Consider the following 20,324-nt stretch of genomic DNA (forward strand, 5'->3'; position numbering starts at 1 on the left):
TTAGTCACTAACAATCGTGCTGGACAAGGGGCCGACCGCCGGTCGGCAAGCTCCGTTGGCTCAGCCGATGATCGGTGCGCTCTCCGGGAGCCGATACAAGCGCCGGCGGGCGCGCAACGCGAGCGCGGTGCCGAGGGTGACCGGCCCGAGTCGCCCTATGAACATGAGCACCACGAGCGCCAACTGGTGGTACCAGGCCAGCGACGCCGTGATGCCGGTGGACAGGCCGGTCGTGGTGAATGCGGAGGCCACCTCGAACAGGATCTCGTCCACTGTGAACGGTGACAGTGCCGTGATCCACAGGGTAGGCAGGACCACGATTGCCACCGCGAGCAGCGCCACGGTGAGTGCCTCCCGCTGCGTGGCCGGGGAGATGCGGCGGTCGAAGAGGGTGGCGTCCGGGTCGCCCCGCAGCTCGGACCAGATCACCACGCCGAGCACGGCGAACGTGGTCACCTTGATGCCGCCTGCGGTTCCGGCAGACCCACCGCCGATGAACATCAGGATGACCGTGCCGAGCCAAGACTCGGTGTGCATCGCACCGGTGTCCACGGAGTTGAACCCCGCAGTGCGTGCGTTGGCTGCATGGATGAAGGAAGCCAGGACCCGGTCCGCAGTGCTCAAGGCGCCCATGGTCGCGGTGTTGTCCCACTCGGTGACCAGGAAGAACCCGGTTCCGCCCACCAGCAGCAGGACCGTCATGAGCAGCGTGATCTTGGAGTGCAGGCTCCAGTGCCTCGGCCCTCGCCGCTCGCGCAGCACCTCCAGGATTACGGGCAGTCCCAGCCCGCCCACGATCGTGGCGACGGCGATCGGCACGCAGATCCACGGGTCGGCCACGAAGTCCATCAGCGAGTTCGAGAACAGGGCGAAGCCCGCGTTGTTGTACCCAGAGACCGCGTGGAACACCCCGTCCCACATCGCGCGGCCCAGCGGCTCGTCGTAGGTGACGGCGAAGCGCACGGTCAGCACAGTCGCGACGACCGTCTCGATGACGGCCGCGAGGATGACCACCCGGACCAGCGTGCGACGCACGTCACCAAGGCCCACCGTGCGGGTCGAGGCCGCCGCGACCAGCCGGGAGCTCAGGCCGAGGCGACGGGAGACCAGGACACCCAGCAGCGACGCCACGGTCATGACACCCAGGCCGCCGATCTGGATCAGCACCAGGATCACCGCCTCGCCGAACCCGGACCAGAACACCGGCGTGTCCGTCACTATCAGCCCCGTCACGCACACGGCTGACGTCGCGGTGAACAGGGCCTCCATGAACGACGCCGGCTCGCCGGAGGCGGAGATCGGGAGAAGCAGGAGCAACGTGCCGACCGATATGGCGCCGAGGAAGCCCACGATCACGAGCTGGCCAGGCCGCCGCTGGAGAGACACGCCCCGGCTCCGCTCGCGATGTTCAGGGCTGCTGAACCGCATCTGGCTACCGTCGTCCTTCGTTAGTCACCCAACGGGCGGTCTCATGGGTGTCCGCCTGGCGCCCGACGTTTACCGTAGTCCGAGATCGATGCGCGCACGCGAAAGGCGCCGTCAAGGTGTCGTCAGGGTCTTCGCGTCCGGCGTCAACGTTCCGTCAAGGAGTCCCGCCACGGGCCGCCGTCGGCAATAGACCGGTGGCATGACCGATCTGGCCTTCATCCTCCTGACCGTGGCGTTCTTTGCCGTGGTGGCAGTGGTGGCGCGTCGCGCCGCCACGCACGAGTCCGCCGTCACCCCTCTGGGGAGGCGGAAGTGAACCCCTTTGACGTCGTGAGCCTGGCGCTCACGCTGGCCGGCCTCGTGTACCTCTTCATCGCGCTGATCCGCGCGGACCGTACGCGGTGACCACCTTGACCCCAGTATTCGCAGCTGTGGCCCAGATCCTCGTCCTGGTCGCCGCCCTCGCCGCCGTGCACGCGCCGCTGGGTGCGTACATGGCGCGCACCTACACCCGCCCCGACCACCTGCGGGTCGAGCGCCTCTGGTACCGCGCCGTGCGCGTGGATCCGGACGCCGAGCAGCGCTGGACCACCTACCTGATGTCGCTGCTGGGCTTCTCGCTCGTCTCGGTCCTGTTCCTGTACGGGATGCTGCGCCTGCAGTCGTACCTGCCGTGGGGCCTCGGCTTCTCGGGGTTCGACCCGGCGGGCGCCTGGAACACCGCGGTCAGCTTCACCACGAACACCAACTGGCAGTGGTACTCGGGCGAGGCGGCGGCGGGCCACCTGGTGCAGATGGCCGGGCTGGCCGTGCAGAACTTCGTCTCGGCGGCAGTCGGCATGGCCGTCGCGGTCGCCCTGGTGCGCGGCTTCGCCCGCTCGGGGACCGACGCCCGCGTGGGTAACTTCTGGACCGACCTGACCCGCGGCGTGACGCGGATCCTGCTTCCCCTGTCCGTGGTGGCGGCGATCATCCTCATGGCCGGCGGCGTGATCCAGAACCTGGACCCGCACACCGCGATCAGCACGGTCGAGGGCGCCACGCAGCACGTGCTGGGCGGCCCGATCGCATCCCAGGAGGCGATCAAGGATGTCGGCACCAACGGCGGCGGCCCCTTCAACGCGAATTCCGCGCACCCCTTCGAGAACCCGACGCCGTTCACCAACATCGTCGAGATCTTCCTGCTGCTGCTCATCCCGTTCACGCTGCCCCGCACGTTCGGCATCATGGTCGGCGACAAGCGCCAGGGCTGGGCGATCCTGGGCGTCATGGCCGGGCTGTGGGCGGCGTCGCTGGCGCTGACCACCTGGGCCGAGATGGCGGGCCCCGGCGCAGCGCCCCAGGCGGCGGGCGCCGCCATGGAGGGCAAAGAGACCCGGTTCGGGCTTGCTGCGAGCGCCCTGTTCGCGGTGTCGACGACGGCGACCTCGACGGGTTCGGTGAACTCGATGCATGAATCGTTCACGGCGCCCGGCGGCGGCATGCTGCTGTTCAACATCCTGCTGGGCGAGGTCGCGCCGGGCGGTGTGGGAGCGGGCCTGTACGGGATGCTCATGCTGGCAGTGGTCGCGGTGTTCGTGGCGGGCCTGATGGTGGGCCGCACCCCGGAGTACCTGGGCAAGAAGATCGGCCGCCCGGAGATGACGGTCGTCGCGCTGTACGTGCTGACGGTGCCCGCACTGGTGCTGGTCGGCACGGCGGTCGCCGTCGTCGTCGAGCCGGGGCTGGCAGGCATCCAGGACCCGGGAGCGCACGGCCTGTCGGAGGTGCTGTACGCGTTCGCGTCGGCCGCGAACAACAACGGGTCGGCGTTCGCCGGCCTCGCCACCGGAACCCCCTTCTACGAGGTGACGCAGGGCCTGGCGATGCTCGCCGGGCGGTTCATCCCGATCGCGCTGGTGCTGGCCCTGGCCGGCCTGCTCGCGAGCCAGACCACGGTCCCGGCGACGTCGGGCACCCTGCCGACGCACCGCCCTCTGTTCGCGGGCCTGCTTGCCGCGGTGACGGTCGTCGTCGTGGGGCTCACCTTCATCCCCGTTCTTTCCCTCGGTCCCGTCGTGGAGTCCCTGTCATGACCATCGACACCCGGAACACTCCGGACGTCCCCACCCAGGAGCCCGCGCCCGACGCCGGCACGCGGCACCACTCGAAGCGCACCAGCCCGCGCGCCCTGACCGGGGCGCAGCTCCGGGCGGCGCTCCCGGGCGCGCTGCGCAAGCTCGACCCGCGGGTGCTTTACACGTCGCCGGTCATGTTCGTAGTCGAGGTGGGCGCCTTCGTGACGACAGTCCTGGCGATCATCGAGCCGGGCGTGTTCGCCTGGTGGATAGCGGTGTGGCTGTGGGCGACGGTGTTCTTCGCGACCCTCGCGGAGTCGGTCGCGGAGTCGCGCGGCAAGGCGCAGGCCTCCACGCTGCGCGCGACACAGAAGCAGACGACGGCGCGCAAGGTCCGCGCCCCGCAGGACACCCTGGAGACGGGTTCACGGCTGGACCTGCTGCCGACCGTCGAGGTGCCGTCCTCGACGCTGCGGGTGGGCGACGTCGTCGTGGTCGCGGCGGGCGAGACCATCCCGGGCGACGGCGATGTCATCGAGGGTGTCGCGTCGGTGGACGAATCGGCGATCACCGGCGAGTCCGCCCCCGTAATCCGGGAGTCCGGCGGTGACCGCAGCGCGGTCACGGGTGGCACCGTGGTGCTGTCCGACCAGATAGTCGTGCGCATCACTGCGCCCGCCGGGTCCACGTTCGTGGACCGCATGATCGCCCTGGTCGAGGGCAGCGAGCGGCAGAGGACGCCGAACGAGGTGGCGCTGAACATCCTGCTCACGTCGCTGACCATCGTCTTCCTCCTGGCGGTCGCCACGCTGCAGCCGTTCGCCGTGTACTCGGGCTCGCGGCAGTCGCTGCTGGTCCTGGTGGCGCTGCTGGTCTGCCTGATCCCCACGACGATCGGCGCGCTGCTCAGCGCGATTGGTATCGCTGGCATGGACCGGCTGGTGCAGCGCAACGTGCTGGCTATGTCGGGCAGGGCGGTGGAGGCGGCGGGCGACGTCGACGTGCTGCTGCTCGACAAGACCGGCACCATCACCTACGGCAACCGGCGCGCGACCGAGGTACTGCCGGTGGGCAGCGTGACGCCGAGCGAGCTCGCCAAGGCCGCCCGCCTCGCCTCGCTGGCCGACGAGACCCCGGAGGGGCGCAGCATCGTCGACCTGGTCGACGGTGAGTTTGGGGCGGGCGACGAGCTGCCGCTGGACGCCGAGCTGGTGCCGTTCACCGCCCAGACCCGCATGTCGGGCGTCGACCTGCCGGCTCCAGCGGTCACCGATTCGCGGGTTGAGCCTGTCGAAACGCTCCGCATCCGCAAGGGTGCCGGCAGCGCGATCCAGCGCTGGGTGCACAGCACGGGCGCCCACGTCACGGCGGAGGAGGCAGCCGAGCTGGAGCGGCACGTCGACGCCGTCTCCCGGATGGGCGGCACGCCGCTCGTCGTCGCGGAGCAGGTCGGTGAGGCGCCGGCGCGGGTGCTCGGCGTCGTCCGGCTCAAGGACGTGGTCAAGGAGGGCATGCGCGAGCGGTTCGACGAGCTGCGCGCCATGGGCATCCGGTCCGTCATGGTCACGGGCGACAACCAGGTGACCGCGCGCGCGATCGCCGCGGAGGCGGGCGTGGACGACGTCCTGGCGGAGGCCACGCCCGAGGACAAGCTCGACCTGATCCGCCGCGAGCAGGAGGGCGGCAAGCTCGTCGCCATGGCCGGGGACGGCACGAACGACGCCCCGGCGCTCGCCCAGGCCGACGTCGGCGTCGCGATGAACACCGGGACGTCCGCCGCGAAAGAGGCGGGCAACATGGTGGACCTCGACTCCGACCCCACCAAGCTCATCGAGATCGTGGAGATCGGCAAGCAGCTCCTCATCACGCGCGGGGCGCTGACCACGTTTTCCGTTGCGAACGACGTCGCGAAGTACTTCGCGATCCTGCCCGCCATGTTCATGACGGTTTTCCCGCAGCTCGACGTGCTGAACATCTTGCGCCTGGCGAGCCCGGGCTCGGCGATCCTGTCGGCCGTCATCTTCAACGCGCTGATCATCCTCGCGCTGATCCCCCTGTCGCTGCGCGGCGTGCGGTACAGGCCGGCATCGGCGTCGTCCCTGCTGCAGCGCAACCTGCTGATCTACGGCCTCGGCGGCCTGATTGCCCCGTTCTTCGGCATCAAGCTCATCGACCTCGTCGTCTCGCTGCTCCCGGGCCTGTAGCCCTCAGAAGGAAAGGAACTCACATGGCAACGACCACTGTGGCGAGCGACCTCGCGACGCTGACCCGCCACTCGATGGCGGGGCTGCGCATGCTGCTCGCGTTCACCCTCGTGACGGGGCTGGCCTACCCGCTCGCGATGACCGCCGTCGGGCAGGTGGCCTTCCCCTGGCAGGCGGGCGGCTCGCTCGTCCAGTCCGACGGCGCCCGCACCACCTCGCGCGACGAGGCCGTGGGCTCCGCGCTCATCGCCCAGGGCTTCAAGGGCGCGGAGTACTTCCACCCCCGGCCGTCCGCAGCGGGCGACGGCTACGACACCCTCGCCTCCGGCGGGTCCAACCTAGGGCCGCTCAACCCCGACCTGGTCGCCTCCATCGAGGAGCGCAAGGCAGCGGTGGCCGAGGAGAACGGCGTGGCCCCGGCTGACGTCCCGGCGGACGCCGTCACGGCGTCGGGCTCGGGCCTGGACCCGGACATCAGCCCGGAGTACGCCGCCATCCAGGTCGCGCGCGTCGCGCAGGCGCGCGGTCTGTCCGACGCCGACGTCGCGGACCTGGTCGCGCGGCACACAGTCGGGCGCGACCTGGGCGTGCTGGGCGAGCCCCGCGTGAACGTGCTGGAGCTCAACCTTGCCCTCGATGCCGCAAACTGAGGACATGACCACCGGACGCCGGGGCCGCCTCACCGTGTATCTCGGGGCGGCCCCAGGCGTGGGAAAGACCTACGCCATGCTCGACGAGGCGCACAGGCGACGTGCGCGAGGCACCGACGTCGTGATCGGCCTGGTCGAGACACACGGGCGGGCGGCGACGATCGCCAAGATCGGCGACCTGGAGATGATCCCGCGGCGACACGTCGAGCACCGCGGGTCCACGCTCACGGAGCTCGACGTGCCGGCCGTGCTGGAGCGGGCGCCCGAGGTGGCGCTCGTGGACGAGCTCGCGCACACCAACGCGCCCGGGTCCGAGCACCCCAAGCGCTGGCAGGACGTGCACGACCTGCTGGACGCCGGCATCGACGTGGTCACCACGGTCAACGTGCAGCACCTGGCGTCGCTGACCGACGACGTCGAGGCCATCACCGGCGTCCGGCAGCGCGAGACGGTGCCCGACCAGGTGGTGCGCGACGCGGACCAGATCCAGCTCACGGACCTCTCGCCGGAGCAGCTGCGGCGTCGGCTCGCGCACGGCAACGTGTACCGGGCCGAGCAGATCGACGCCTCGATGTCGTCCTACTTCCGCGTGGGGAACCTGACGGCGCTGCGCGAGCTCGCCCTGCTCTGGCTTGCCGACCGCGTCGACGACGCCCTGACCAGGTACCGCGCCGACCACGCGATCGACGGCACCTGGCCCGCACGCGAGCGCATAGTCGTGGCCGTCACGGGCGGCCCCGAGACGGAGACGCTGCTGCGCCGCGGCGCGCGCATCGCCCAGCGGGCCGCCGGCACCGAGCTGCTCGCCGTGCACGTGCTGCCCACGGACGGGCTGCCGTCCACGCCGTCGGCCACTATCAGTGCGTACCGGACGCTCGCGGAGTCGCTCGGCGGGACGTTCCACACGGTCGTGGGGGAGGACGTGCCGTCCGCCGTCGTGGACTTCGCGCGCGGTGTGAACGCGACCATGATCGTGGTGGGCGTGTCCCGGCACAGCGTGTTGCGGCAGGCGCTGCTCGGCTCCTCCAGCGCGGAGATCGCGCGGCTGTCCGGCGCCATAGACGTGCACCTCGTGACGCACGAGCAGGCGGGCACCGGTGCGGGCGTGCGGTCGCGGTACTCCTCGCTCTCTCCGGCCCGCCGGGTCGCGGGATGGCTGACGGCGGTGCTCATTCCCGTGGCCCTCACCCTCGTGCTGCTGCTGTTCGGCCGCGACGAGCAGAACCTGCCGAGCCACCTGATGTTCTACCTCGCGGGCGTCGTGGCCGTGGCGCTCGTGGGCGGGCTGTGGCCGGCCCTGGTCACGTCGGTGGTCTCGTTCGCGGTGCTGAACTGGTTCTTCACCGAGCCGACCGGGCTCCTGATCATCGACCAGCCGGGGGACGTCATCGCGCTCGTCGTCTTCGTGCTGGTCGCGGGCTCCGTGGCCTCGGTGGTCGACCTGGCCGCGCGGCGCAGCACCCAGGCATACCGGGCGCGCGCCGAGGCGTCCACGCTCGCCGCGCTGTCGCGCTCCGTGCTGTCGGGCGAGGACACCGCGCAGGCGATTGTGCAGCGCCTCGCCCAGACCTTCGCGATGGCGGACGTGCGCCTCGAGGAGCGCAAGGACGACCGCTCGCCGTGGACGACGGTGGCGCACGCCGGCTCTGGGGAGGCCGAGACCGTTACCGAGGTGGCGATCGACGACCGGCACCGGCTCCTGCTCGCCGGGCGGGTGCTCCCCGCGAGCGACCGGCAGGTGGTCGAGGCGTTCGGCGCGCAGGCCCGCATAGTGCTGGAGCACCGGCGACTGCGCGAGCAGGCCGCCCAGGCCGAGGTGCTGGAGCGGACCGAGAGCACCCGCACCGCGCTGCTGGCCGCCGTCTCGCACGACCTGCGCACCCCGCTCGCGGTGATCCGCACGGCCGTGGACGGCCTCGCCTCGCCCGACGTCGAGCTCGACCGGGAGAACCGCGACATCCTCACGGCCACGATCGCGGACTCGACCTATCGGCTCGAACGGCTCATCGGCAACCTCCTGGACCTGTCGCGCCTGCAGGCCGGCGCCGTCCGGCCCGCTCTGCGCGCCGCGTCGCTGGAGGAGGTGGTGCCGATCGCAGTCGAGCCGTGGCTGTCCGAGCTCACGCTGGACGTGCCCGAGGACCTGCCGCTCGTGCACACCGACCCCGGCCTTTTCGAGCGGGTGGTTGCGAACGTGGTCTCCAACGCGGTGCGGCACTCCCCGCCCGGCGCGAAGGTGCTGTTCACTGCCTCGGCGGCGCGCGACTCGGTGGAGCTGCGCGTCGCCGACACCGGGCCGGGCGTGCCCGACGACCGCAAGGCCACCATGTTCGAGCCGTTCCAGCGGCTCGACGACACGAGCTCAGGAGGCCTGGGCCTCGGGCTGGCCGTCGCGTCGGGGCTCGCTGCCGCCGTCGGCGCCCGGATCGCGGCCGAGGACACTCCTGGCGGCGGCCTGACGATGGTGCTCACGGTGCCGCGTGATGGGATGGCGCAGTGATCGATGAGCCGGACGGCGGGGGCGAGCGGTCGGGCAACCGGGTGCTCGTGGTGGACGACGACGCGGCGCTGGCCCGCGCCCTGGTCATCAACCTGCGGGCGCACGGCTGGGAAGTGACCGCCGCGCCGACGGGTGCGGCGGCGCTGGACGCCGTCGCGTCGGCCCGGCCGGACGTGGTGCTGCTCGACCTGGGCCTGCCCGACATGCCCGGGCTCGACGTCATCGAAGGGATCCGGGGCTGGACCCGGGTGCCGATAGTGGTGCTGTCGGCACGGCAGCTCGGCGACGACAAGGTCGACGCCCTCGACGCCGGAGCCGACGACTACGTGACGAAGCCGTTCGGGATGAACGAGCTGCTCGCGCGGCTGCGCGCCGCGGTCCGCCGGGCGGAGCCTGCTCACCCGGAGGAGCCTGTGGTCGTCGCGGGGGAGCTACGGATCGACCTGGCCCGGCGGCAGGTGTCCCGCGGAGGGGCCGACGTGCGGCTGAGCCCCACCGAGTGGGCGCTGCTGGAGGTGCTGGTCCGCAACCGGGGACGGCTCGTGGACCGCAAGCTGCTGCTGCACGAGGTCTGGGGCCCGGCGTACTCGACGGAGACCAACTACCTGCGCGTCTACACGGCGCAGCTGCGCCGCAAGCTGGAGAATGATCCGTCGCACCCGCGCCATATCCTCACCCACCCGGGAGCTGGGTACCGGTTCGAGGCGGAGCCTGCCGAGTAGGGCGGGTGTTCAGCCCGAGCAGGACCCCGACCACCACGACCGCGACACCCAGCCACACGACCGGACCCGGCACCGGGGCGCCGAGCAGCACGCCGCCCACGGCCGAGGCCACCGGGACCACACCGGTGAAGAGGCCGGCACGTCCCGGGCCGATCAGCCCCACCGCCGTGTACCAGAGCAGGAACGCCACCACTGTGACGCTCAGCGCGAGGTGCAGCGTGGCCGGTACGTGCTCGGGTCGCAGGGAAAGTACGGCGCCCGGACCCTCCGTCGTCAGGCTGAGTGCCCACAGCGCCACCGCTGCGATCCAGACCGCGTGGAGCGACACGCCGTGCGGCCCGAGCCGGCGCAGCACCGGCACCGCCAGGAGCGTGAAACCGGCCTCGCAGAGCAGCGTCAGCAGCGCGTACCCCAGGCCCGCGCCGTCCGTGCGCCCACCACCGGTGACCAGGACGGCGCCCAGCGTCACCACCACCGCTCCGACCACCACCGACGGGGTGGGCCGGGTCCGGCCGAGCAGCGGACCGGCGAGCGCGAGCAGCACCGGTACTGCGGCGACGGCCACGCCGATCACCGCCGGTTCGGCATGCGCGACGCCGCGCACCACACCCACGTTGAACAGCACCAGCCCGCTCAGCGCCACACCCGCCAGCCACACCCACTCCCGGCCGCGCGGCGCGGGGACCGTGCGGCCGGTGACCCGCAGGACCAGGAGCAGCACCAGCGCGGCCAGCGTGTACCGGAGTGCCTGCACGGCGAAGAGCGGTGCGTCGGCGAGCACGCCCGACACGGCAACCTGGCTGCCCACGAGGGCCATGCCGAGCCCGGCGAACAGCGGGCCCGACCAGGACGCCGCCGGCCGGCCAGGTCGTGTCTCGCTGCGTGCCGCCGGCCGGGTAGAAGTTGTCATGGCCGTGAGCCTGCCTGCTTCTTGGTATACCTGACAGAGCCAAGTTCATGACGAAGAAGGAGACCAAGATGGGCGGGGCCGACTTCCTCCAGCTCGATCCCGCGCAGGCTCCGCCCGGAAGCCTCACCGCGTGGCTCGCCGAGGAGGTGCGGAGCGCGGTCTCCGACGGCCGACTCGTCCCGGGGGACCGGCTGCCCGCTACCCGGGTGCTCGCCGACCAGCTCGGCTGCTCGCGCGGCGTGGTGGTCGACGCCTACCGGCGTCTCACCGACGAGGGCCTGCTGTCCGGGCGGCACGGCGGCGGCACCACCGTCCGTGCCGCATGGACGCCGTCGCCCGCGCCGGAGATCCGGCCCCGCGCCGGGGCGGTGCGCGCCGCGCCGTCCGGCACGGCCGGCCCGATGCCCGGCCTGGCCGACCCGGCGGGGCCGATGTCCGGGCTGGCCGGCCCGGCAACCGACCTGATCGATCTCTCGCCCGGCCTGCCCGACCTGTCCGCCTTCCCGCGCGCCGCCTGGGCCCGCGCCGAGCGGGCGGCGCTGACCGGCCTGGCGTCGAGCGAGCTCGGCTACGGCGACCCGCGTGGCCTGCCCGCGCTCCGCGAGGCGCTCGCGGGCTGGCTCGCCCGCACCCGCGGGCTGCGCGCCCACCCGGACGAGATCCTCGTGGTCAACGGCGTCTCGCAAGGCCTGATGCTGCTCGCCCGGGCGCTCATCACCCGCGGGGTGGACCGGATCGGGTTCGAGGACCCGGGTTCGTTCGGCGCGCGCGAGCACCTCCGGCGGTGGGACCTGGAGCCCGTCCCCGTCCGGGTGGACCAGGACGGGCTCGACGTGGAGGCCCTCGAGCACGCGGGGCTCGACGCCGTCGTGGTCACGCCCGCGCACCAGTTCCCCACGGGCGTCGTGCTCGGGCCGGAACGGCGTCGGGCGCTGATCGCCTGGGTGCGCTCCGAACCGACGTCGGGCCAGGGCGGAATGCCGAGCCGCCTGGTCATCGAGGACGACTACGACGCCGAGCACCGCTACGACCGACCGCCCGTCCCGGCGCTGCGCGCCCTGGCGCCCGACCACGTGGTGCACCTGGGCAGCGTCTCCAAGACGCTCGCCCCCGCCATCCGGATCGGCTGGCTGCTCGCGCCCGCAGCGCTGCGGTCCGAGCTGGTCGAGGCCCGGTACTGGACCGACCTCGCGAGCCCCGCCCTGCCCCAGCTCGCGCTGGCGCACTTCATCACCTCGGGCGGGTTCGAGCGGCACCTCCGCCAGGTCCGACGCCGACACCGCGCCCGCCGCGACGCCCTGCTGGCGGCGCTCGCGGCTCACCTCCCCGACGGCACCGCCCACGGCGTGGCCGCCGGCCTGCACCTGCTGGTGACGCTGCCGCCCGGTGTGGACGACGCCGTCGTGGCCCGGCGTGCCGCCGAGGCCGGGGTGCGGGTGCACCCGCTGTCGGCGCACCGGGTGGGCGCCGGGCCGCCGGGCCTGGTGATCGGCTACGCCGCGAACACCCCGGACCGCCTGCACGAGGCGGTGCGGCGGATAATGGGTGTCGTCGGGAGCGGCTGGTGAATACGGTTTCCCCGTGTCCCATCACCCGAGCACGTTGACGGTGCAGATGGCGGAGAGCCTCCTGCACAAGGCCTATCCCTCCGCGTCCGTTGCCCAGGTGGTCGAACGCACCGGCGGGCACCTGAGCACCGTCTACGAGGTGCGCTGCACCGAACCGACGCTCCGGCTGATCATCAAGATCTACTCCGACCAGTGGGTCTGGAAGCAGGAGAAGGAAGTACACGTCTATCAGGTGCTGGCCGGGAACAGCGTCAGCCGTGTCCCGGCCATTCTTTACAGCGAGAGCGCCGGCGGTCCGGACAATCAGGCCTTCACGCTGATGACGCTCCTGGACGGTCAGCCATTGTCCGAGGTCAGCGCAGGGCTCGACGCCGCAGCGATACGGCAGATCTATCGCCAGATGGGCGAGTTGCTGGCCTCGGTGCACCGCATCCGACAGGACGCGTATGGCTACATGGTGACCGGCATCGTGGACCCGGCGCCCACCAACGCCGTGTACATGGCACGCCAGTTCGCGAAGAAGCTCAACGAGTTTGCCGATCTCGGCGGCGACCCAGAACTCCATCGGGCCGTGGAGGCACGAGTAGCGGAACAGGCCGGGCTCTTCCATCGCTGCCCGGCCCCGGTGCTTTGTCACAACGACTTCCATGAGGGCAACATCCTCGTCACCCGAGTCCAGGGTGACTGGACCGTCACCGGGTTCATCGACGTCGAGAATGCCATCGCCGCCGACCCGCTCCTCGATCTGGCGAAAACCGAGTCCTACTCGATGCGCGGCGACGAGACCAAACGCAATGCGCTCTTCGACGGCTACGGTGCTCTGCCGGAAGACTGGCGCGAGCGCCTTGCTGTTTACCAGCTCTACCACGCGTTGGAGCTATGGGACTGGTTCGCTTCCATCGGCAATAGGTCGCCGCTGGAGGGCATCGCCGGCGACATGCGGCGGCTCGTGCGTTGAAGCCATGCCTGTGTCGATTTCTCCTCGTCAGGTCCGACCGCCGGTTGGCATGATCGCCGAATGACCCGCGTCCGACCCACCTGGCCCGACCTCCCGGCGCACGTACGCGACGCCATAGTCGCCAAGGTCGGTGGCCCCGTCACGGCGTGGACGTCGCACGACGGCGGGTACTCGCCCGGCTGGGCGCTCACGCTGGAGTCGGCGACCGGCAGCGTCTTCGTGAAGGTCGCGTCGACCGAGTACGAGATCGCGGCACGCCTGCACCGCCAGGAGGCGGCGCGCGCCGCGGCTCTGCCTGACGGCGTCCCCGCGCCCGGGTTCCGCTGGATCATGGAGCTGCCCGACGCCGAGGCGGCGGACCGTGCGTGGGTGGTGATCGCCTCCGACGTCGTGCACGGGCGTGCGCCCCGGACCGACCCGTGGGACCTGGACGACCTCGACCGCCTGCTCGACCTGGCCGGCCGCATCGCGCAGCACGAGGTGCCCGACGTCGGCGTGTTCCCCGCCTTCAGCGACCACGCCTTCCCCGAGGCCGCCCTGCTGGCCGACGAACGGCCTGCGGGCCTGGCCACGTACGACCCGTGGCTCGCGGCGAACCTCGACCGCATGGCCGAGATCGCCGCGCCCGAACGCCAGGCCGAGGCATTCGGCGGCCCGCACCTGGTGCACGCCGACCTGCGCGCCGACAACGCGCTCATCGTCCAGGGGCCCGACCGAGTGGAGGAGGCGGTGGCCGTGGACTGGCCGCACGCCGTGCGCGGGGCTCAGTTCCTGGACCAGACCGGCATGCTCCCGGTCGTGCACGCCACGGGCGGCCCCGCCCCGGAGCAGGTCCTGGAGCGGACGCCGCTGGGGGCGGGCGTCGAGCCCGAGGCCGTCACCGTGTGGGTAGCTGTGCAGACCGCTTACTTCGTGCGCACCTCGCTGGAGGACCCGCCGCCCGGCATCCCGCACGTGCGGGCGTTCCAGCGGATCCAGGCAGAGGCCTGCATCCCGTGGCTGCGCGACCGCCTGCACGACGCGGGGTAGCCGGACGTCGGCAGACTCCCGGCGCCCCAGGACGTCGCTCAGAGATCGGCGCCGTCCTCGCCGTCGAGCTGATCGGCGAGGCAGGCGAGGTACAGGGCCATGGTGGTCCGGTGGTCCCGGAGCGGACGGCCGGTGATCTGCTCGATCTTGCCCATCCGGTACACGATGGTGTTGCGGTGGATGTGCAGGGCCGCGGAGGCCCGCACGAGGTTGAACCCGCTCTCGCACCAGGCCGTGATCGTGTCGCGAAGCAGCGGCCAGTCCGGCTCGGCACGCAGCGCCGCCGCGGTGAGGTCGAGCAGGCGGTGGCGGGCGGGCTGGCCCGCTGCCGTGAGGACCTGGTGGACGCGCAGGTCGGCGATGAGGTGGATGGTGGGACCCCCGGCCACGCGCGCGCCCAGGCGGAGCGCGTCGCGAGCGTCCTGATATGACTCGTGCAGCCCGGCGACCGTGTCGGCCGGCTCGCCGATGCCCACCCGGGTGGTCAGGCCGTCCTGAGCGGCGATGACGTCGGCGACCCGCCGGCAGTCGTCCACCAGCGACGTCACCGGTTGGCCGGCCGGGAGCCGGTGGAGCACGCCGATCCGCCCCGGCGCCGTGCTCGCGACGATGTCCTGAGGCCCGGCGAAGACATCGCGGACGGTGCGGAGCAGTTCCGAGCGGACCAGCACCATGTCGCGGCCGGGAGCGCCCTGGCGGCGGCTGTCCGTGCCGGGCACCGCGATCTCGAACGCCACCGCAAGCCGGCGGAGCCGGAGGTCGAAGCCCAGCTCGGCGGCGCGGAACACCAGGAACTCGTCCTCCACGACGTGGGGGTCGTACGAGGCGACGTCGGCGAACAGTCTCTCCGCGGCCCGCTCGGCGAGCAGGCGGGAACGGAGCATCACCGACTCGCGGAGCAGGATCTCCGTCTGGCGCTTGACGAGCAGCCCGAAGCGGCGCACCTGGACAGGCGGTCCCGTGATGCCGACCGTCCCCACGGCCTGCCCGTCCATGATCACCGGCAGGGTGATCCCGGGGCGCACCCCGCGTAGCTGCTGCGCCTGCGACGCGCTGTGCGCTGCGAGCTCCCGGGTGCGGATGACCTCGACGGACGCCTCGTGAAAGCTCCCGACACGGCTGTCGTCGCCGCTGCCGATGACCATGCCCTCGGCGTCGGTGATCAGCACGTTGAAGCCGATGACCGCGGAGGTGTCCCCGGCGATCTCCTGGGCGAGTGACGGGCTGAGCATTGGCCTTCCTCCCGTGGAAGGAGCTGCCGGGAGATTGGACGAACCGTACAGCAGCGGTTGTTCCTTCGACCACAAGTTCGTACGAGATGTCCAGTGACGCACGGCACAAGCCCTCAATAGCGTATGCACACCTTCACGGGCATCCCCGCCGCGCACAGCGCGGTGAACGGCGGGTTCCTCAACGAACGAAAGGACCAAGCCGATGACTCGTGTGCGCTCTCTGCTTACCACCCTGTCCGTCGTCCTCCTGCTGCCGGCGCTCGCTGCCTGCGGCGGATCGGGCGAATCCGCACCGAAGGACGTGTCCGCCGACACGGCCGCGCTGGGCACCATCGAGCCCGGCGTGCTCAAGGTGGCCGTCCAGCCGTACGCGCCGTACACCAGCGTCGAGGACGGGAAGATCGTCGGCCTCGACGGGGACATCCTCAGCTACGTGGCCGACCAGCTGGGCCTCGAGATCCAGCCCGAGGTGACCGACTTCGCGGGCATGCTCGCCGGGGTCCAGTCCGGCCGGGTGGACATCACCATCGGTGGCGTCGCCTGGAGCGAGGACCGGCAGAAGGAGGGTCTGTTCACCGACCCGCCCTACTACTCGCCGCCGGTGATGGCCGTGAAGGGTGACAAGACCTACCAGACGGTCGACGACCTGGAGGGCCTGCAGCTGGGCACCGTCGAGGGCTATGTCTGGGTCGAGTCGATCCAGGCCGTGCCCGGCGCCGAGCTGCACGCCTACCCCGACGCCAACGGGGTGTTCGACGACCTCGCGGCGGGCCGGCTCGACGTCGGCTTCCTCGACCCGCTGCTGGTCACCGCGGCGCAGGCGGAGCGGCCGGAGCTGGAGATCAGCACCCTGTACATGACGCCCCCGACCGCCGAGCAGGTCGCGGCCGAGCCCGCCTACGAGTACTTCCAGCCCTACCAGACCGGCTTCTACCTGCCCCCCGAGGCCACCGAGCTGGAGAAGGCCGTCTCCGAGCAGATCGACGCCATGTACGAGAACGGCGAGATGGAGAAGCTCGTCGAGAAGTGGGGCGGTGACCCCGAGCAGTTCCTCACACCCACCGACGCGTTCGCCACCGCTCGTGCGGGCGTGGACCGGCCCGACGACTGGACCCCGCCGACCATCGCGGCGAGGGGATGACATGTCCGGCCTGTTCGAGGTGCCCTGGGCCGACTACCAGTCGGAGCTGACCGACGCCCTGTTGCGCACCGTCCTCTACACGGTGGTCAGCTTCGCGGGCGCCGTCGTGCTCGGCCTGGTCGTGGCGCTGCTGCGGCTGAGCCGGGCCCGGCCGGCCCGCGTGGTCGCGGCCGTCTACACCGAGGTGTTCAAGAACGTCCCGCTCCTCGCCATCATCTTCCTCACCTACTTCGGCCTTGCCTCCGTCGGTATCCGGCTGGACGTGTTCATGGCCGGAGCCCTCAGCCTGACCGTGTTCTACGCCGCGTACCTGTCCGAGACCTTCCGTTCGGCGATCAGCGGGGTGCACGCGGGGCAGACCGAGGCGGGCGAGGCGCTGGGGCTGGGCCGGACGGGCATCTTCGGGCAGGTCGTCATGCCGCAGGCGCTGCGGCTGGCGCTGCCCGGCACGAACACCTTTCTGGTGGACCTGCTGAAGTCCACCTCGCTGCTGGTCACCATCTCCGCCGCGGAGCTGATGTCCGAGGGGCGGCTCATCACGTCGGCCACGTTCCGCGCACTGGAGGTCTACATCGTCATCTCGGCCATCTACTTCGCCCTCTGCTACCCCCTGTCCCAGGTCCTGCTGTGGCTGGAGCGGAAGGTACGGGCGGGCGTGCCCCTGACCCCCTGGAGGCGGCGCCGGATGCGGGCGGCCCGCGCGCTGCTCGCCGCCGACATCGGCTCGGCGGGCTCCGGTTCCGCGGGCTCTGGCTCCTCAGGCCCCGGTTCCACGGACCTCGGCCTGAAGGAGGCGGCGGCATGAGCGAGCCAGTCACAGCGGCCACGGAGACGAGCGACGCCAAGGCGGCCCCCGAGGTCGTCGTACGGATGGAGGGGCTGCGCAAGTCCTTCGACGGCCGGCTCGTGCTCGACGACGTTCACCTGGAGGTCGGCCGGGGCCGCATCGTGAGCGTCATCGGGCAGAGCGGCGGCGGCAAGTCGACCCTGATGCGCTGCGTCAACCTGCTGGAACGCCCCGACCAGGGCCGGGTCGAGGTCTCCGGTGAGGTAGTGCACGACGACGGCCGCATGGTCTGCCGCGACCTTCCCGGCCTGCGTCGCACCGTCGGCATGGTGTTCCAGCGGTTCCACCTGTTCCCGCACCTCACGGCCGTGGAGAACGTCGTCCTGGCCCAGCGCAGGGCGGGCGTGCCGGAGCAGGAGGCGCTGGAGCGAGCGGTCGCCCTGCTGCGCCGGGTCGGCGTGGCCCACCGCGGCCTCGCCTATCCCGAACAGCTCTCCGGGGGCGAGCAGCAGCGCGTCGCCATCGCGCGCGCCCTCGCCCTCAGGCCGGACGTGCTCCTCTTCGACGAGCCGACGTCGTCGCTGGACCCGGAGGCCACCCGGGAGGTGCTGAGCGTCATGCGGGAGCTCGCCGCGGACGGGATGACCATGATGCTGGTCACCCATGAGCTGCCCTTCGCGCGCGAGGTGTCCGACCACGTCGTCTTCCTCGACCGCGGCCGGATCGTCGAGGAGGGGCACCCGGACGACGTGCTCGGCAACCCTGCCCAGGCCCGGACCCGGGAGTTCCTGGCCTCGTACGGGTCCACCTCATGACGGGTGCCGGCACCACGGCGTCGGCCGGTGACGGCCCCGTCGTCGTCGTAGGGGGCGGCGTGGTCGGGCTGTGCGTGGCGTACTACCTGGCCTCGGCCGGCCTGCAGGTGGAGGTGGTCGAGCGGCGCGGCCTGGGCTCCGGGGCGTCGCGGGGCAACGCGGGCTGGGTCTGCCTCAGCCACTCGACCCCCGTCCCGGCCCCGGGGATCGTCCGGTACGCGCTGCGGTCGCTGGGACGCCCGGACTCGCCGCTCTACCTGCGGCCGCTGCCGGACCCGGCGTTCGTCCGATGGCTGTGGCGGTTCTGGCGCAGCAGCACACCAGCAGCCTTCCGGCGCGGCTACGCGGCGGTCGCGGAGCTGAACCGCCACACGTTCGGCCTGTTCGACGGCCTGCACGACGCCGGCGTCGAGACGACGCTGAGCCGCCCCGGCATGGTGCACGCGTTCCTGTCGCCCGGCGAGGCCCGGCACCACCTCGCGATCCAGCGGCAGATGGCGGACGGCCGATACCCGCTGCCCGACGACGTCACGACGGGGGAGGATGCCCACCTGCTGGACGACGCCCTGTCGCCCGACGTGCGGGCGGCCTACCTGGTCCAGGGTGAGGGGGTGGTGGACCCGGAGGCGTTCGCCCGCGCACTCGGGGAGGCGCTCATCGCCGCCGGGGTGAAGATCCACGAGAACATGGAGGTCACCGGATTCCGGTCCGAGGGCGGCCGCGTCACGGCGCTGCGCACCGCTCAGGACGAGATCTCCTGCGCGGGCGTCGTCGTCGCGGCCGGCATGCGTTCTCCCGGGCTGCTGCGCTCCCTGGGGCATTCGCTGCCCCTGCAGGCGGGCAAGGGCTACAGCTTCTCGGTGGACCTCGACCCGGCGCCCCGGCACACGCTGTACTTCGGGGAGCGCAGGGCTGTCGCCTCGCCGATCGGCGGGACCACGCGGATCGGCGGCACGATGGAGCTGAGCGGCAACAACAACCGGCTGGACTGGCGCCGGATCGTCGCCGTCGCCCTGGCGAGCCGGCAGTACGTGGGCCGGTGGTTCGACGACCCGGACGACCTGGTCAGCCAGATCCGCGATCCCTGGGTCGGCGGCCGGCCGTTCCTCCCCGACGGGCTGCCGGTGATCGACCGCGTGCCGGGCCTCAGCAACGCCTTCGCGGCCACCGGCCACGGCATGCTGGGCGTCACGCTAGGCCCCGTCACCGGGCACAAGCTCGCCGAATACATCCTGACGGGCCGCCGTCCCGACGCCCTCCAGCCCTTCCGGTTCGATCGGCTCCGCCAGTGAGGTCACTGAGCCTGGCGGACTTGTTCGCCAAGTGCCCCAGCGCTGGCAGACTGCCGCCGTGGAGAACATGTGGTCGAGCCGGTTCGCCCAACACTGGGCCCAGGAGATCTCGCCAGCGGCGTTCTGGCGGCGGACCGCCGAGCTGGATCGACAGGTGTTGCGAGGGTTGCCCCACCACGCGGCCGCAGTCGACACGGTCGTGGGCGACTACCACGTCGAGGTCCGGGACGCGTGGAAGGAGATCGACGCTCGGACTCGCCGCGTGGATCCCGCGGTGGCCGATCTCCGTTCCCCTCGGCGTACCGTCGGCACCGTGCTCGGCGCGCTCGGCATCGGTGGTGCGTTCGCGTTCTTCTTCAGCCGAGCCGACTTCGACATGCTCGCCATCCTCCCGTGGTCGTCGGCCTTCCTCACGGTCGGGACTGTCGGTGTACTGATGGCGCTGCTCCCGGTCCGACGCTCGGCCCCGGCCACGAGTGGTCTCGTCCAGCGTTCGTGGTTGCTCGCAGGCTTTGCCACCGCCGCGGCGGCAGCTCCGCTCCTCCTTCTCCGTTTCATCACCTTCTCGGAGCTCCCGGGGGCGGCACGCACCTCGCTCGGCCTGAACCTCGTGCTCGCCGGGGTCTGCTGCGCGGCGTCCGCGCTGGTCACGGTGACTTGGATCCGTCTCGGAACGGAGGAGCACAGTGCCGTTGAGCGCCTGGTCGACGACGTCTCCACGCAGCGCGAAGCAGTCGCCGAGTCTGTGCTCACCCGGTACCGCACCAGCCTTGAGGAGCTCCACCGAGACCTTGCCGCCGAGGAGCGGGAAATGATGCACAGGGCGTACACCGCGGCGGGGGAGACCCTCGTTGCGCGCGGCGTCATCGAAACGGTGGACCAGGTGTGCTCGCACGTCCCTGGCATGCTCATGCTCCAGGCGATTGCCGACGCCACCATCCCCAACCGGACCGTCGTCCTTGTGCCGCAGCTGGCCCCGCCGCAGCGCTGATCAACGCGGACCGCGACCGCGACCGCGTCCGCAGCGCGGA

Annotated in this window: 17 protein-coding genes; 14 read left to right on the top strand and 3 right to left on the bottom strand. The window is 71.6% G+C overall.

Annotation, left to right across the window (positions count from 1 at the left end; genetic code table 11):
• Positions 1-60: 60 nt before the first annotated feature.
• Positions 61-1,386 (bottom strand): TrkH family potassium uptake protein, encoded by a 1,326-nt coding sequence (locus tag IE250_RS12310; protein WP_229872388.1) that lies wholly within the window; start codon positions 1,384-1,386, stop codon positions 61-63.
• A gap of 354 nt (positions 1,387-1,740) precedes the next feature.
• Between IE250_RS12310 and IE250_RS12315 the strand changes: the two genes are divergently transcribed.
• The 6 genes from IE250_RS12315 to IE250_RS12340 are packed head-to-tail and all read left to right on the top strand — an operon-like array spanning position 1,741 to position 9,561.
• Positions 1,741-1,833, top strand: a complete 93-nt coding sequence (locus tag IE250_RS12315; RefSeq protein ID WP_189669562.1) for a potassium-transporting ATPase subunit F — start codon at positions 1,741-1,743, stop codon at positions 1,831-1,833.
• A gap of 5 nt (positions 1,834-1,838) precedes the next feature.
• On the top strand, positions 1,839-3,503 hold the full coding sequence (gene kdpA, locus IE250_RS12320; protein WP_189669563.1) for a potassium-transporting ATPase subunit KdpA: 1,665 nt from the start codon (positions 1,839-1,841) through the stop codon (positions 3,501-3,503).
• Positions 3,500-5,689, top strand: coding sequence for a potassium-transporting ATPase subunit KdpB (gene kdpB, locus IE250_RS12325; protein WP_189669564.1), 2,190 nt, complete (start codon positions 3,500-3,502; stop codon positions 5,687-5,689). The genes kdpA and kdpB overlap by 4 nt, the downstream gene beginning before the upstream one ends.
• Before the next feature lie 23 nt (positions 5,690-5,712).
• Complete coding sequence (gene kdpC / locus IE250_RS12330) at positions 5,713-6,339, top strand: potassium-transporting ATPase subunit KdpC (protein ID WP_308434130.1); 627 nt, start codon at positions 5,713-5,715, stop codon at positions 6,337-6,339.
• A gap of 4 nt (positions 6,340-6,343) precedes the next feature.
• Positions 6,344-8,839, top strand: coding sequence for a DUF4118 domain-containing protein (locus tag IE250_RS12335; protein ID WP_189669565.1), 2,496 nt, complete (start codon positions 6,344-6,346; stop codon positions 8,837-8,839).
• Positions 8,836-9,561 carry a response regulator gene (locus IE250_RS12340; protein ID WP_229872389.1) on the top strand — a complete coding sequence of 242 codons (726 nt, stop codon included), beginning with the start codon at positions 8,836-8,838 and terminating at the stop codon, positions 9,559-9,561. Before IE250_RS12335 ends, IE250_RS12340 begins: the two co-directional genes overlap by 4 nt.
• Here the strand turns inward: IE250_RS12340 and IE250_RS12345 are convergent.
• Positions 9,512-10,471, bottom strand: coding sequence for a DMT family transporter (locus IE250_RS12345; protein WP_189669566.1), 960 nt, complete (start codon positions 10,469-10,471; stop codon positions 9,512-9,514). The genes IE250_RS12340 and IE250_RS12345 overlap by 50 nt on opposite strands.
• Positions 10,472-10,518: 47 nt before the next feature.
• Between IE250_RS12345 and pdxR the strand changes: the two genes are divergently transcribed.
• Genes pdxR through IE250_RS12360 form a run of 3 tightly spaced genes read left to right on the top strand, consistent with a single transcriptional unit; the run spans position 10,519 to position 14,026 of the window.
• The gene (gene pdxR / locus IE250_RS12350) at positions 10,519-12,039 is read left to right on the top strand and encodes a MocR-like pyridoxine biosynthesis transcription factor PdxR (protein ID WP_229872390.1); all 1,521 of its coding nucleotides are present in this window, start codon (positions 10,519-10,521) and stop codon (positions 12,037-12,039) included.
• Between the two features lie 13 nt (positions 12,040-12,052).
• Entirely contained in the window at positions 12,053-12,997 is a 945-nt protein-coding gene (locus IE250_RS12355; protein WP_229872391.1) for a phosphotransferase family protein, read from the top strand.
• Positions 12,998-13,057: 60 nt separating this feature from the next.
• Positions 13,058-14,026, top strand: a complete 969-nt coding sequence (locus tag IE250_RS12360; protein ID WP_189669567.1) for an aminoglycoside phosphotransferase family protein — start codon at positions 13,058-13,060, stop codon at positions 14,024-14,026.
• Between the two features lie 38 nt (positions 14,027-14,064).
• Here the strand turns inward: IE250_RS12360 and IE250_RS12365 are convergent, their stop codons facing one another.
• Positions 14,065-15,258, bottom strand: a complete 1,194-nt coding sequence (locus IE250_RS12365; RefSeq protein WP_189669568.1) for a CdaR family transcriptional regulator — start codon at positions 15,256-15,258, stop codon at positions 14,065-14,067.
• Positions 15,259-15,460: 202 nt separating this feature from the next.
• On the opposite strand from IE250_RS12365, the gene IE250_RS12370 reads away from it, so the two are divergent.
• From IE250_RS12370 to IE250_RS12390, 5 genes are read left to right on the top strand one after another with little or no spacing between them, the layout of a single operon-like run.
• The gene (locus tag IE250_RS12370; protein ID WP_189669569.1) at positions 15,461-16,399 is read left to right on the top strand and encodes a substrate-binding periplasmic protein; all 939 of its coding nucleotides are present in this window, start codon (positions 15,461-15,463) and stop codon (positions 16,397-16,399) included.
• Position 16,400: 1 nt separating this feature from the next.
• Positions 16,401-17,204: an amino acid ABC transporter permease gene (locus IE250_RS12375; protein ID WP_189669570.1), complete on the top strand. Its 804-nt coding sequence runs from the start codon at positions 16,401-16,403 to the stop codon at positions 17,202-17,204.
• Entirely contained in the window at positions 17,201-18,001 is an 801-nt protein-coding gene (locus IE250_RS12380; protein ID WP_189669571.1) for an amino acid ABC transporter ATP-binding protein, read from the top strand. Before IE250_RS12375 ends, IE250_RS12380 begins: the two co-directional genes overlap by 4 nt.
• Entirely contained in the window at positions 17,998-19,293 is a 1,296-nt protein-coding gene (locus tag IE250_RS12385) for an NAD(P)/FAD-dependent oxidoreductase (protein WP_189669572.1), read from the top strand. Before IE250_RS12380 ends, IE250_RS12385 begins: the two co-directional genes overlap by 4 nt.
• A 58-nt stretch (positions 19,294-19,351) precedes the next feature.
• Complete coding sequence (locus tag IE250_RS12390; protein ID WP_189669573.1) at positions 19,352-20,284, top strand: hypothetical protein; 933 nt, start codon at positions 19,352-19,354, stop codon at positions 20,282-20,284.
• Positions 20,285-20,324: the final 40 nt, after the last annotated feature.

It is taken from the genome of Promicromonospora soli (genome assembly GCF_014653785.1).
Lineage (GTDB): Bacteria > Actinomycetota > Actinomycetes > Actinomycetales > Cellulomonadaceae > Promicromonospora > Promicromonospora soli.